The sequence below is a fragment of the Streptomyces sp. NPDC055400 genome (assembly GCF_053644375.1).
Window position 1 is genome coordinate 457,492 of sequence record NZ_JBSHLM010000002.1, and the last position, 13,748, is coordinate 471,239.

Here is a 13,748-nt window from a genome sequence, read left to right on the forward strand (position 1 = left end):
GGCCACGCGTCAAGGGCGCGCTACCAAATACGCACGCGGTCCGCCGGGTCGAGCCACAGGCCGTCGCTGTCCGACGTGTTGAACGCGTCGTGGAACTCGTCGAGGTTGCGCACGATGTTCGCGCGGAACTCCGGCGGCGAGTGCGGGTCGATGGTCAGGTACTGCTGCTCCTGCTCCTTGCGCCGCTTGGTGCGCCAGCAGTAGGCCCAGTTGAGGAACAGCCGCTGGGAGCCGGTGGTGGCCTCGTGCTCCGGCGACGGGGTGTCGCCGAGCGAGATGACGTACGCCTTGTGGCCGATGGTCAGGCCGCCGAGGTCGCCGATGTTCTCGCCGACCGTGAGCGCGCCGTTGACGGTCTCGCCGGGCAGGTTGCGCGGCGAGAAGCCGTCGTACTGCTCGATGAGGGCCTTCGACTTGGCCTCGAAGGACGTCTTGTCGGAGGCGGTCCACCAGTCGTTGAGGTTGCCCGCGCCGTCGTACTGGGCGCCCTGGTCGTCGAAGCCGTGGCCGATCTCGTGGCCGATCACGGAGCCGATGCCGCCGTAGTTCTCGGCCGGGTCGGCGTCGGGCGCGAAGAACGGCTTCTGCAGGATGCCCGCGGGGAAGCAGATCTCGTTGGTGCCCGGGTTGTAGTACGCGTTCACCGTCTGCGGCAGCATGAACCACTCGTCGCGGTCGACCGGCGAGCCGATCTTGGCGAGCTCGCGGTCCGTCTCGAACGCCGCGGCCGCCTGTGCGTTGGCGAGCAGGTCGTCCGTGGTGACCTGGAGCTTGGAGTAGTCGCGGAACTTGTCCGGGTAGCCGATCTTGGGGCGGAACGTGGCGAGCTTCTCGTACGCCCGCTCCTTCGTCTCGTCGGTCATCCAGTCGAGCTGGGCGATCGACTGGCGGTAGGCCTCCAGGAGGTTGGCGACGAGCTCGTCCATCATCGCCTTGGACGCCGGCGGGAAGTGCCGGGCCACGTACTCCTTGCCGACGGCTTCGCCCATCGCGCCCTCGACGAGCGCGACGGCGCGCTTCCAGCGGGCGCGCAGCTCCGGGGTGCCGTTGAGCGTGCGCCCGTAGAAGTCGAAGTTGTTCTGCACGAACGCGTCCGAGAGGTACGGCGCCGAGGCGCGCAGCACACGCACCAGCACCCAGTCGCGCCACTGCTCGATCGGGAACTCGGTCAGGACCTGGGAGAGGTGGGCGAAGTACGACGGCTGCCGGACGCAGGTCTCGGCGATGGTCGCGTCAGTGCCACCGATCGCGGAGGCGTAGCCGTGCCAGTCGAACTCCGGTGCCAGGGCCTTGAGTTCGTCGAGCGCGGTGAGGTTGTACGTCTTCTGCACATCACGGGTCTCGGCCCGCTCCCAGTGGCCGGCGGCCAGCCTGGTCTCGATGGCGAGGACCGTCCGCGCGGCGGCCGCGGGGTCGGCGTGGTCGGCGAGCGTCAGAAGATCGGTGAGGTAGGTGACGTACTTGTCGCGGATCTCGGCGAACTTGTCGTCCCGGTAGTACGACTCGTCGGGCAGGCCGAGGCCGCCCTGCACGACGTTGACGAGGTAGCGGTCGGAGTTGCGGTCGTCGGTGTCGACGTACGACCCGAAGAGGCCGGAGCCGCCGACGCGCTCGAAACGGCCGAGGAACGTCGCGAGGCCCCGGAGGTCGGCGATGGCCGCGACCTCGTCGATCAGGGGGCGCGCCGGCGCGAGACCGAGCGCCTCGATGGCCTGCTCGTCCATGAAGGAGGCGTAGAGCGCGGCGATCTTGCGTGCCTCGCCGGCGTCGGCCGAGGTCGACTCGGCCCCGGCCGCGAGTTCCTCGATGATCGCCTTGACCTGCTCCTCGGCGGTGTCGGCGAGCTGAACGAAGGGGCCCCAGCTCGAGCGGTCCTCGGGGATCGGCTCGGTGTCCAGCCAGTGGCCGTTGACGTGGCCGAACAGGTCGTCCTGCGGCCGGATCTCGGGGTTCATACCCGGGCGGGCGTCATCAAGAATGCTCATCGACGCAGCTTATGCGAGGTGCGGCCGGGTCGTTTCGTAATCCCCCGGGCCGGGACTGTCACGAGGTTCTCCGAACATGTTCGTTAAAAACTTGTTCGTGACGAACATGTTCGTTACCTTGAGGGAGAAGCACCCGGAACGGCGGGCGCCACCCACCGCAACCCACCCGAAGGAGCACGCCATGACCACCACCCACCACCCCATCGCGATCGTCGGCGGAGGACTCGGCGGCCTCGTCCTCGCGCGCGTCCTGCACCTCGGCGGCGTCGAAGCGGCCGTCTACGACCTGGAGGCCTCGGCCGCCGCCCGCCCCCAGGGCGGCATGCTCGACATGCACGTGGAGTCCGGCCAGGCCGCGCTGCGCGCAGCGGGTCTCCACGAGGAGTTCGTCGCCGCCGTCCACGCGGGCGGCGAGGCCGTGCGGATCCTGGACCGGCACGGCGCCGTACGCATGGAGGAGTCCGACGAGGGCGGCACCGACGGCCGGCCGGAGGTCAACCGCCACGACCTGCGCGACATGCTGCTCGCCTCACTGCCCGAGGGCACCGTCCGCTGGGGCGCCAAGGTCACCGGCGCCCGCCCCCTGACCGGGGGCCGCCACGAGGTGGCGCTCGCGTCCGGCGAGACGTTCACCACCGACCTGCTCGTCGGCGCCGACGGCGCCTGGTCCAAGGTCCGCCCGCTGCTGAGCGACGCCCGCCCCGCCTACTGCGGCATCTCGTTCGTCGAGGCGTACCTCGACGACGCGGACACCCTTCACCCGGAGAGTGCCGCTGTCGTCGGCGGCGGAGCGCTGTTCGCGCTCGGGGACGAGAAGGGCTTCCTCGCCCACCGGGAGAGCGACGGCCGGCTGCACGTGTACTGCGCGCTGCGTGTGCCCTCCGACTGGTTCACCACCAGCGGCATCGACTTCGACGACACCGAGGCGGCCAAGGCCCGTATCCTCGCGTCCTTCGACGGCTGGGACGAGGCCTTGCGCGGACTGATCGGCAACGCCGACGGCGCGCTCGTCCCGCGGCCCATCCACGCCCTGCCCGTCGGACACCGGTGGGACCGGGTCCCGGGAGTGACCCTGATCGGGGACGCCGCCCACCTGATGTCGCCGTTCGCCGGCGAGGGCGCCAACCTGGCGATGCTCGACGGCGCCGAGCTGGCCGCGGCGATCCTGGCGCACCCGGGTGAGACCGAGAAGGCCCTCGCCGTCTACGAGGAGGCGCTCTTCCCCCGCGGCGAGCACGCCGCAGCCGGTTCCGCCGCCAACCTGGACATCATCTTCAGCCCCGACGCGCCGCAGGGCCTGCTCGACATGTTCGCGTCGTTCCGCGAGGAGGCGGAAGCCGCGGGAACGGGTTCGTGACGAACTTGTTCGTCACGAACCCGGCTCGTTACGGTGGGCACGTGTCCCCCCAGCCCGCAGCACCCCGCAGCCGCCGAGAGCGCCCGGCCAAGCCCGCCCTGACCCGGGACGGCATCGTCGCGACCGCGGTCACGATCATGCGCGACGAAGGCCTCGAGCGCGTCACCATGCGCCGGCTTGCGCAGGAGCTCGACACGGGCCCGGCCTCGCTCTACGTGTACGTGCGCAACACCGCCGAGCTGCACGCGGCCATCCTGGACGAGCTGCTCGGCGAGGTCGACCTCTCCCCCGCCACCGCCGCCGGCGACTGGCAGGACCGTCTGGTGCGGATCCTGTCCTCGTACACCGCCGTGCTGTTCGAGCATCCGAGCCTCGCCCGGTCTGCACTCGTGGCGATGCCCTCGGGCGAGCACTACCTCGACCTGATCGAAGTCCTTCTCACGCTGCTCGCCGAGGGTGGTGTCCCGGACGCGCAGGCCGCGTGGGGCGTGGACGCCCTTCTGCAGTACGCCACTTCGACCGCGGCCGAGCAGTCCACCCGCGACCGGGACGAGGACGCCCAGGGCGACTGGGACGCCCTGACCACCGCGCTGCACAACGTGTCCGCCACGAGCCACCCGCGCCTCGCCGCGCTGGGGGACGAACTGCTGTCCGGGCCCGGACAGGCCCGCCTGGGCTGGGGCCTGCGGGTGCTGCTCAACGGGATGCCGCACACACCCAGGCCGTCCGGCACCGACACTCCGTGACCCCCCACCCGGTGTCGCGGCAGGTCAGCGCGTCGCCCTGATGTCCAGGCGCACGGTCAGGCGGCGGCCGGTCATGCCCTTCGCGGTGGTCACACCGAACGCGTACCGGTCGACGACGGCCGACCCCACGACCGTCAGCCTGCGGCCCTCGACGGCCACACTCTCCACGGTGACGTCGACCGGCCGGCTGACACCGAGGACCGTCAACTGCCCCGTCAGAACAGTCACGTTGGAGCCCACCTCGACGCCTTCGCCGCGGAACGCGATCTCGGGACGGTTGGCCACATCGAGGTAGTCGGCCGACCGTACGTGTTCGTCGCGGCGCGCCACACCCGACTCGAACGTGTCCGCTCCGATCCTCACGTCCACCGTGGACTTCTCGACAGGTCCGGTCACGTCGATCCGTCCGCGCGTGATCCGGAAGCTGCCCCGCACCGGGAACAGCCCGAAGACCGTGCGCATACGGAAGTTCACGCTCGACGCCGCCGGATCGATCTCGTACGTGCCGCTGTCCGGCACAGGGTGTTCTCCCACTCGCGATGCCACCATGACCTCCATCGCCTCTCGTCGCCGTCACTTCGGCGGCTGACCTCAGCATGTCCGGTGGCGGGTGGCACGCGGCAGAGCGAGATGTCGTCGCCCGGCCGGTACAAATGTCACCGCTGACGGCCCGCACGGGTGCCACGTCCACTCGATGGGCCCGACTGGCATCCCACGCAGAGGTGTTCTACACACCGCGTCGGACACCGCCCGAAGCGGCCCGCACGGCCGTACACAGTGCCATCCCACCAACACTGCGCAGGGGCAATGCACCGAAGAAGCGTGCACAAGCGTGTGTGGTGTGAGTACCCTTCGGCACCAACACACAGCCCCACAGAAACAGGAAGCGGGCAGTCATGTCGGACAGCAACACGCTCAAGTCCCAGTACTCCGCCCAGGTGGAGGCCGACATCGAGCGCAACGCCAAGGAACAGGAACGCGTCGCCGCCGAGTTGGCCGCACTCCAGGAGCAGCTCCAGACACTGGACCACGACCGCACCCTGCTGGTCGGGATGCGTGAGGCACTCTCGGGCCAAGGCACGGCGGCGGTGGCCGAGGAGGCACCGGTCGCGCCGAAGGCGGCGCCTCCCGTCGAACTCCCCAAGGCACGCAAGCCGAAGAGTGAGAGCGCGGCACCCAAGCAGCGCGCGAAGAAGACGGCCGGCAAGAAGGACACCCCCAAGAAGGCACCCACCGTCGCGCAGCCCCGCACACCCGGTACCCCCACCCTGCGGGAACTCGTCCTGAACCTCATCACCACGAGCACCGAGCCGCGCTCGGCCGCCGAGGTCACCACGACGCTCGCCGAGACCCACCCGGAGCGCAAGGCCGGCGGCACGGTCGTGCGCAACACCCTCGAATCCCTCGTCGCCCGCGGTCAGGCCGAGCGCACCAAGCAGAACAAGTCCGTGTTCTACACCGCCCTTCCGGCCGCGGCGGCCACCACTGAGGACGCCGCCAAGAAGGACGCTCCGGCGAACGTCTGAGACATGGCGGACGCCGGGTGGGTGCGTGCGGTGCGCGCGGAATTCCCGGCCGGCACCGCACAATCGCCGCTATCGTGCGCCCTCATGGAACCCACCCCTGAGACGTACACGGCACTGGCGACCCGCATCCGGGCACAACCACCGCGGTGCGGACCGGTCAGGCTCGTCGCCGTGGACGGCCCGTCGGGGGCGGGCAAGAGCACGTTCGCCGAGCGCCTCGCCGGGGCACTCGGCAACGCGCGGATCGTGCACACGGACGACTTCGCCTCGTGGGACGACCCATTGGGCTGGTGGCCCCGCCTCGAGGAGCAGGTGCTCCAGCCGTTGGGGAGCGGGGTGGCCGGCCGGTTCCAGCGCTACGACTGGGTGCGGCGCGAACTCGCCGAGTGGCACGACGTTCCCGTCGGCCCTGCCCTCGTCCTCGAAGGTGTGTCGACGGCACGCCGGACCGTCGCCGACCGTCTCACCTGCGCCGTGTGGGTCGAGACGGGTCGGACGGCGCGTCTGCGCAGGGGCCTGGCCCGCGACGGTGAGGCCGCGCTGCCGCTGTGGCGTACGTGGATGGCCGCGGAGGACGAGCACTTCGCCCAGGACGGGACCCGGGAGCGGGCCGACGTGGTGGCCGACGGCGACCCGCGCACCGCGCCCGCCGACCCGGCACACACCTACATGCGCCTGCGGTAGACACCTACGTCGTACGGGAGTTCAGGACCGGTCGGCACGTGACGTGCGACGCGCCAGGATGTCCAGGACGCGCTCGCCCCACCGGAGGTTCTCCTCCTCGAAGGCGCGGCCGCGCATCAACGTCAGGTACGGGCCGATGCGTTCCGCGTCGCGCAGGTACGTGTCCTCGTCGCGCCCGTCGAGGAGCCGCTCCCTGAGGCGGTCGTAGCGGGCCAGCTTGCCGCGCGCCCACCCCATGCGCTCCTCTACGAGCGCGCGTACGGCGTCCGGGTCCGCGCCGTCCGAGGCCTGGATCTTGACCATGAGTTCGTCGCGGATGGCGGTGGGCCTCGGCGGGGCGAGGGCGAAGTCGTCCAGGGCGGCACGTCCGGCCTCGGTGAGCGTGAACATCCGCTTGTTCGGCCTGCGTTCCTGCGGCACGACCCGCGCCTCGACCAGGCCGTCCCCGGCGAGGCGCTCCAGTTCGCGGTAGAGCTGCTGCGGGGTCGCGGACCAGAAGTTGGCCACCGCCACGTCGAACACCTTGGCCAGGTCGTACCCGGACGCCTCGCCCTCCAGGAGAGCCGCGAGGACCGCGTGCTTCAGAGACATCTGGACACGCTAACACCGGCACGATTAATCTCGGTCGCACCTATTCAACAAATTGACTATGGAGCGCGCGCATGCAGGCATTCCGCAAGGCCGTGGAAGCGAACGACCCCGACGCCGTCGAGGCGCTCCTCGCCGAGAACGTCGTGTTCACCAGCCCGGTCGCCTTCCACCCGTACCCGGGCAAGGCGATGACCGCCGCGATCCTCCGTGGCGTCATGCGGGTCTTCGAGGACTTCCGCTACGTGCGGGAGATCAGCAGCGCCGACGGACGCGACCACGCCCTGGTCTTCGTCACCCGCGTCGGCGACCGCGAGGTCAACGGCTGCGACTTCATCCACCTCGACGAGGACGGGCTCATCGACGACTTCACGGTCATGGTGCGCCCGCTGTCCGGCGCCGAGGCCCTCTCCGAGGCCATGGGAGCGCAGTTCGAGCGGATCCGGCAGGAGGCCGCGGGCGCGTAGCCGCGCCGCCGCTGTGAGGCCGGTGAGGGCTACCAGCCCCGGCCGGCCTCCAGGAGCTGGTCGCGGACGAGGGCGATGTGCGGGTTGTCCGGCGTTCCGGGGCGCTGGACGACGTAACCGGTGTTGATGGGCGGGTCCTCCGGGTCGTGGAGGAGGACGAGCTCACCCGCCGCGAGCAGTTCGCGGCACAGATAGCGGGGCAGCACGCTGAACCCGGCGCCGGCCGCCACGGCGGACACGACACCGCGCAGGTCGGGCACGGTGACGGCGGCCTTGCAGGTCAGGCGTCTGCCGAAGACGTGATGCCAGTACCGGCGGACGATCGGCAGTTCCTCCGCGTACGTGATGAGCGGGACGGTGTGCAGCATGCCGGGTCCGTCGGCGGCGATCCGGTCCGGGCCGCCGATACGGTCCGCCCAGGCGGGCGCGGCGACCAGGACGAACTCCTCGTCGGCGAGCGGCACCGACACCAGATTGCGGCCGCGGGGGCGGGCGGTGGCGATGACGAGGTCGTGCCGTCCGGTGCGCAGCTCCTCGAGGAGCGGGTCGGTCAGCCCGGTGGTGACGCGCAGCCGCACCCCCTTCTCGACCAGTGGTGCCAGCGCCGGCAGGACGCAGTGGCACAGCATCTCGGCCGGTCCCGCCAGATGGACGGGCTCGGCCGCGGCGTCGGTGCCGGGTCCGCCCTGTCCGGCGACGGCCGACAGTGCGTCGAGCGGGTCGACCACCCGGGACGCGAGCTCGTCGGCGAAGGGCGCGGGAGCGACGCCGCGCGGCAGCCGCTCGAACAGCTCGCGGTCCAGCTGCCGCTCCAGCGCGCGGATCTGCGTGGTGACGGTCGGCTGTGACAGGCCGAGCAGTCGCGCGGCCGCGGTGAAGGAGCCCGACCGGTACACCGCGAGGAAGGTGCGCAGCAGATTCAGGTCCAGCGGGCCCGTGTGCGCCGTCCGGCCTATTCCCGGAGACCCATTCGAATCCCTATTTCTCATATTGACCACCCTATTGGATTTCTATGGGAGACCCGTCCTACGGTCGGTGCCATCGCCACACACTGACGATCTGGGCACAAAGCGTCAGAGGTTCCGCGATCCGAACCCGTCCTCCGGGCCCGCGGGCCCGCACTCTCGGAGCACTCACCATGTCGAAGATCCTTTTCGTACTCACCGGCGCCACCCACTGGACGCTGGCCGACGGCACGCTGCACCCGACCGGCTTCTGGGCCGAGGAGGCCGTCGCCCCGTACGAAGCCTTCAAGGCCGCGGGCCACGACATCGTCGTGGCCACCCCCGGCGGCGTCGTCCCGACCGTGGACAAGGGCTCCCTCGCGCCCGAGTTCAACGGCGGCCAGGAAGGCGCGGACCAGGTGGCCGCGGCGCTCGCCTCCTTCGGAGAACTCCAGCACCCGGTCAAGCTGGAGGACGTGAACCTCGACGGCTACGCCGCGGTGTTCTACCCCGGCGGCCACGGCCCCATGGAGGACCTCTCCACCGACGCCGACTCGGGCAGGCTCCTCACCCTCGCCCTGGAGACGGGCAAGCCGCTCGGCATCGTCTGCCACGCCCCGGCCGCCATGCTCGCCGCGATCAAGGGCGACGGCTCCAACGCATTCGCCGGGTACAAGGTGACCTCCTTCACCAACGCCGAGGAGACCCAGGCCGGATTCGCCGACAAGGCGAAGTGGCTGCTCCAGGACCGCCTCGTCAACGCGGGCGTGGACTTCCAGGAGGGCGAGCCGTGGGCCCCGAAGACGGTCGTCGACCGCAACCTGGTCACGGGCCAGAACCCGTCCTCCGCCGCCCCGCTCGCGGCCGAGCTGCTCAAGAAGCTGGCCTGACGATGGGCGCCGACCGGCTCGACGAGGTCCTCGACGCCGCCTACGACTGCCTGACCAGGTACGGCGTTCGGCGCACGACGATGGACGACATCGCCTCCACCATGGGCGTGTCCCGGTCCGCGGTCTACCAGTACGTGCGCAACAAGGACGACGCCTTCCGCCGGCTCGCCGAGCGTCAGCACACGCAGGCGCTGGAGCGGGCCCGGCGGGCGGCAGCCGAGGACTCTCCCGTCGCCGGGCGCGTCCGGGGTGTCCTGGCCGCCAAGCTCGACCTGGTCCTGCGCCTCGCCGGGGACTCGCCGCACTCCGCCGAGCTCCTCGACGCGAAGGCACGGCTGTTCGGCGACATCTGCCACACGTTCACCGCGGATCTGCGCCGGCTGCTGACGGACCTGTTCACTCAGGCGGGCACCTCCGCCGCCGTGGAACCCGCCGAGGCCGCCGACATCTGCATCGCCCTGGTGGTCGGCCTGGAGTCGGCGTCCGACGCACGGCAGTTGTTCACCCCGGCCACGGACGCGCTGCTCGCAGGGCTCCTCGGCAGCCCCATATCCGTATGCACCTCGCGGGTGACAACGCCCGGCGGGCCGCCGCCCGGATCCGTGACGCGTCCCGCCTGACCGGCCACACTGTGCCCACCCCAGGCCACCGCCGCGCTCTTCCCCCACCCCTGAGCTCCCGCTCGACACCGCCGAGCACCCCTCGCAGGAGACCCCTCGTGACCGACGTCGAAGACCTCGTCGCCCGCCTCCGCGCCACCTCCGCCCGTGGCCGCACCAAGCCGCTCGCCTGGCGCAAAGAGCAGCTCACCCGGCTGCGCGCCCTGTTCACCGAGCACCGCGGTGACATCGCGGACGCCCTGTACGCCGATCTGCACAAGCCGCGCGCCGAGGCCTTCGCCACCGAAATCGACTTCCCCGTACGGGAGATCGACCACACCCTGAACCATCTCGACGAGTGGCTGCGCCCCCGGCCCGTGGCGTTCGGCGCCCTCGCGGGTCTGCCCGACGGATCGGCGGCAGGAACGCAGTACGACCCGCTCGGCACCGTCCTGATCATCGCGCCCTGGAACTACCCGGTGCAGCTGCTGCTGGTGCCGCTCGTCGGCGCGCTCGCAGCCGGCAACACCGTCGTACTCAAGCCGAGCGAGGTCGCCCCGGCGACCTCCGCGCTCATCGCCCGCCTGGTGCCCGAGTACCTCGACAAGGAGGCCGTCGCCGTCGTCGAGGGCGGCGTCCCCGAGACCACCGAGCTGCTCGCCCGGCGCTGGGACCACATCTTCTACACCGGCAACGGAACGGTGGGCCGCATCGTCATGCGCGCCGCCGCCGAGCACCTCACCCCGGTCACCCTCGAACTGGGCGGAAAGTCACCGGTGTTCGTGGACCGCCACGTCAATCTGAACCGCGTCGCCGAGCGCCTCGCGGGCGCCGAGTTCCGCAACGCCGGGCAGACATGTGTCGCCCCCGACTATGTGCTGACCGACCAGGAGACCGCCCCCGAGCTCGCCGCCGCGCTCGCCAAGGCGGTCGAGGCGATGTTCGGCACCGACCCGCAGTCCTCGGACGCGTACGGTCGCATCGTCAACGAGCGGCACTTCGACCGGGTGTCCGCGCTGCTCGGCTCCGGGACGACGGCCTTCGGCGGGCAGACCGACCGCGACGACACCTACATCGCGCCGACCGTCCTCACCGGCGTGAAGCCCGACGAGCTGGTCATGCGGGAGGAGATCTTCGGCCCCGTCCTGCCCATCGTCGAGGTCGCCGGGCTCGACGAGGCCATCGAGTTCGTCAACGACCGCGACAAGCCGCTCGCCCTCTACGGCTTCACCGAGAGCGAGGACACCCGGCGCCGCCTCGCCGACGAGACGTCCTCCGGCGGCATCGGATTCGGGCTGCCGATGGCCCATCTGCGCATCCCCGAGCTGCCGTTCGGCGGAGTCGGCGAGAGCGGTCTCGGCAACTATCACGGCCCGCACTCCCTAGCGACGTTCAGCCACCGCAAGGCCCGGCTCGACGTGCCGCTGGGCTGAACCGGCCGGGCGGGGCGGGTCACTGGCGGCCCGCCCCTCTCGCAGCCGCGAGCCGCGAGCCTCGGCTGCCCCCGCATACGCGAGTGTGTGGCAGTCATGTGGAACTTCCCCGCACCGTGTACACCGTCCGCCTCCCACGCCCTAGGCTCCCCGGTTGATCAACTCAATCCGTGCGCCGGGAGGCACCCCCATGGCAGAACAGAGCCGTTCGCCACGTGAACCCGCACAGCCCGATGGTCCCGGTGGTCCCGGACGGCGTCGGGTGCTCGCCTATCTGCTCGCCGCGCCGACGCTGGCGGTCGGTGCGCGCATCGGCCTGGACGCCGTAGGCGGCGAGTCCGCGGAAGCCGCGGTGCCTTCCGTGCCGCAGCCCGAGGAGCTCTTCGACCTCGGTGACATGCAGACCCTGGCGGCGGCGCCCACGTCCGGTCTGATCTCCGTCCAGGTGCACTCCGACGGGACGGCGTCGTTCGCGGTTCCGCGCGCCGAGGTGGGCCAGGGCATGACGACGGCGGTCGCCATGATGATCGCCGAGGAGATGGACCTCCCGCTGGCGAAGGTACGGGTGTCCCTGGCCGACGCCCGCCCGGAACTCCTGATGAACCAGCTGACCGGCGGCTCCAACTCGATGCGCAGCATCTACCTCCCGGTGCGCTCCGCCGCGGCCGTCGCCAGGCAGCGGCTCGTCGCCACGGCCGCACAGCAATGGGGTGTACCGGAGTCCGAACTGACCACGCAGGACGGCGTGATCACGCACGGCACCGCGAAGAGCGCCACGTACGGCTCGCTCGCCGGGGCCGCCGCCACCGCGCGCACCGTCACCGCCTCCGCCCACCTCAAGGCCACGTCCGACTTCACGATCCTGGGCACGCCGCAGAACCGTATCGACGCACGCGACATCGTGACCGGCGCCAAGAAGTTCGGCATGGACCTGCGCGTGCCCGACGCCAAGCCGACGATGGTGCGCAGGCCGCCCACGGTCAACGGCACGGTGGTCTCCGTCGCGAACGCCGACGCCGTCAGGAACATGCCGGGCATCACCGACGTCGCCACCGTCGAGCACGGTGTCGCGGTGCGCGGCGAGACCTTCGGCCAGTGCATCGACGCGCTGCGGGCGCTCGACGTGACCTGGGGCCCCGGCACCGTGGACAAGGAGTCGGACGACACCGTCCTCGCCAAGCTCAGGGCCGCGGCGCTGCCCATGGTCGTACCGCCGCTCCTCACCAAGAAGATCGATGCCGAGTTCACCTTCGCGTTCGCCAGCAACAGCCCTCTGGAGCCGGACAACGCGATAGCCGACGTGCGCTCGGACCGCGCCGAAATCTGGGCGAGCCTCAAGGTTCCCATCGTGGCGCAGCGCGACATCGCCGAGCGGCTCGGGCTGCCGCAGACGGCTGTCACGGTGCATGTGGTGGAGGGCGGCGGTTCGTTCGGGCGGCATCTCTTCCATGACGTGGCCGCCGAGGCCGCCGAGATCTCGCAGAAGATGGGCAAGCCGGTCAAGCTGTCGTGGTCACGGACCGACAACTTCCGGCAGGGCAGGACCCATCCGATGTGCGTCTCGCGCGTGCGCGCCACCTACGCACTCGGCAACGTCGTCAGCTACGAGCAGCGCCACACCAGCTCGCAGACCGACTTCGGGCACGGGCTCGGAGAGATGATCACGTCGACGGCGGCGAAGCTGCCCGTGGCCGGCAACCTCACGTTCGCCGAGACCATCTTCCAGCTGACCCAGTCCACGCCGTACAACTTCGGTGTCACCACGCAGCTCCTCAACGAGGTGCCGCTGAAGTTCAACACCGGCAGCATGCGCAACATCTACTCGCCCAACGTGGCCTGCGCGCGCGAGCTCGTCGTCGACCAACTGGCCGCGAAAATGGGCAAGGACCCCGTCGCCTTCCGTCGCGAGTTCCTCAAGGAGAAGCGGCTGCGCGCCGTCCTCGACAAGGCGGCCGAGGCCGGGGAGTGGGGCAGGTCGCTGCCCGCGGGTGTCGCACAGGGGATCGCCCTGCACACGGAGTACCGCGGCGCGGTCGCCTCGCTCGTCGAGATCGACTGCCGGCCCGAGACGGTGAACCGCAAGGTCAGGGACGGTGTCACCGGCCCGCGCGTGACCCGCGCCCTGATGGTCGTCGACGCCGGATTCGCCATCAACCCCCGTGGTCTGGAAGCCCAGATGATGGGCGGGATGAGCGACGCGCTCGCGATGGCCCTCACCTCCAGCCTGCACATCAAGGACGGCATCCCGCTGGAGGGCAGCTGGGACCACTACTTCTACACGCGGCAGTGGAACACCCCGCCCGACCTGCGGGTCATCGTCATGCCGTCCACCGGTGACAAGCCCTCAGGGGCGGGCGAGCTGGGTGTCGCGCCCGCGTTCGCCGCCATCGCCTGCGCCTACGCGCGCGCCACGGGCACCCTGCCGACGAGCTTCCCGGTCAACCACGCCACCCTCTCCTTCGACCCGCTGCCCCTCGAACCGTCCACACCCCAGTCCCCCACCGACGGTCTCGACCGCGCCTTCTGAGG

Annotated in this window: 13 protein-coding genes; 9 read left to right on the forward strand and 4 right to left on the reverse strand. The window is 70.7% G+C overall.

Annotated elements, in window-relative coordinates; all coding sequences use genetic code 11:
- Positions 1-20 precede the first annotated feature (20 nt).
- Positions 21-1,985, reverse strand: a complete 1,965-nt coding sequence (locus ACWIGU_RS06485; protein ID WP_454398045.1) for a M13 family metallopeptidase — start codon at positions 1,983-1,985, stop codon at positions 21-23.
- A gap of 181 nt (positions 1,986-2,166) precedes the next feature.
- Between ACWIGU_RS06485 and ACWIGU_RS06490 the strand changes: the two genes are divergently transcribed.
- Together ACWIGU_RS06490 and ACWIGU_RS06495 are read left to right on the forward strand one after the other, a co-directional pair.
- A complete protein-coding gene (locus ACWIGU_RS06490; RefSeq protein WP_454398047.1) occupies positions 2,167-3,342 on the forward strand; it encodes an FAD-dependent oxidoreductase in 1,176 nt (391 codons plus the stop codon).
- 41 nt (positions 3,343-3,383) lie between these two features.
- Entirely contained in the window at positions 3,384-4,088 is a 705-nt protein-coding gene (locus ACWIGU_RS06495) for a TetR/AcrR family transcriptional regulator (protein WP_454398049.1), read from the forward strand.
- 24 nt (positions 4,089-4,112) lie between these two features.
- Here ACWIGU_RS06495 and ACWIGU_RS06500 read toward each other — a convergent pair whose 3' ends face one another.
- Positions 4,113-4,622, reverse strand: a complete 510-nt coding sequence (locus ACWIGU_RS06500; protein ID WP_454398051.1) for a YceI family protein — start codon at positions 4,620-4,622, stop codon at positions 4,113-4,115.
- A 362-nt stretch (positions 4,623-4,984) separates the two neighbouring features.
- On the opposite strand from ACWIGU_RS06500, the gene ACWIGU_RS06505 reads away from it, so the two are divergent.
- Complete coding sequence (locus ACWIGU_RS06505; RefSeq protein ID WP_454398053.1) at positions 4,985-5,614, forward strand: hypothetical protein; 630 nt, start codon at positions 4,985-4,987, stop codon at positions 5,612-5,614.
- A gap of 84 nt (positions 5,615-5,698) precedes the next feature.
- Entirely contained in the window at positions 5,699-6,298 is a 600-nt protein-coding gene (locus tag ACWIGU_RS06510) for a uridine kinase family protein (protein WP_454398054.1), read from the forward strand.
- A gap of 21 nt (positions 6,299-6,319) precedes the next feature.
- Here the strand turns inward: ACWIGU_RS06510 and ACWIGU_RS06515 are convergent, their stop codons facing one another.
- Complete coding sequence (locus ACWIGU_RS06515; RefSeq protein WP_454398056.1) at positions 6,320-6,889, reverse strand: PadR family transcriptional regulator; 570 nt, start codon at positions 6,887-6,889, stop codon at positions 6,320-6,322.
- Between the two features lie 71 nt (positions 6,890-6,960).
- On the opposite strand from ACWIGU_RS06515, the gene ACWIGU_RS06520 reads away from it, so the two are divergent.
- Complete coding sequence (locus tag ACWIGU_RS06520) at positions 6,961-7,353, forward strand: nuclear transport factor 2 family protein (protein ID WP_356275002.1); 393 nt, start codon at positions 6,961-6,963, stop codon at positions 7,351-7,353.
- A gap of 29 nt (positions 7,354-7,382) precedes the next feature.
- Here the strand turns inward: ACWIGU_RS06520 and ACWIGU_RS06525 are convergent, their stop codons facing one another.
- Positions 7,383-8,342: a LysR family transcriptional regulator gene (locus ACWIGU_RS06525; RefSeq protein WP_454398058.1), complete on the reverse strand. Its 960-nt coding sequence runs from the start codon at positions 8,340-8,342 to the stop codon at positions 7,383-7,385.
- A gap of 149 nt (positions 8,343-8,491) precedes the next feature.
- Between ACWIGU_RS06525 and ACWIGU_RS06530 the strand changes: the two genes are divergently transcribed.
- The 4 genes from ACWIGU_RS06530 (at position 8,492) to ACWIGU_RS06545 (ending at position 13,746) form a co-directional block, all read left to right on the forward strand.
- The gene (locus tag ACWIGU_RS06530; protein WP_454398060.1) at positions 8,492-9,187 is read left to right on the forward strand and encodes a type 1 glutamine amidotransferase domain-containing protein; all 696 of its coding nucleotides are present in this window, start codon (positions 8,492-8,494) and stop codon (positions 9,185-9,187) included.
- A 2-nt stretch (positions 9,188-9,189) separates the two neighbouring features.
- A complete protein-coding gene (locus tag ACWIGU_RS06535) occupies positions 9,190-9,807 on the forward strand; it encodes a TetR/AcrR family transcriptional regulator (RefSeq protein WP_454398062.1) in 618 nt (205 codons plus the stop codon).
- Positions 9,808-9,905: 98 nt separating this feature from the next.
- Positions 9,906-11,219: an aldehyde dehydrogenase family protein gene (locus ACWIGU_RS06540; protein ID WP_454398064.1), complete on the forward strand. Its 1,314-nt coding sequence runs from the start codon at positions 9,906-9,908 to the stop codon at positions 11,217-11,219.
- A gap of 190 nt (positions 11,220-11,409) precedes the next feature.
- Positions 11,410-13,746 (forward strand): molybdopterin cofactor-binding domain-containing protein, encoded by a 2,337-nt coding sequence (locus tag ACWIGU_RS06545; protein WP_454398066.1) that lies wholly within the window; start codon positions 11,410-11,412, stop codon positions 13,744-13,746.
- The last annotated feature ends 2 nt before the right edge of the window (positions 13,747-13,748 follow it).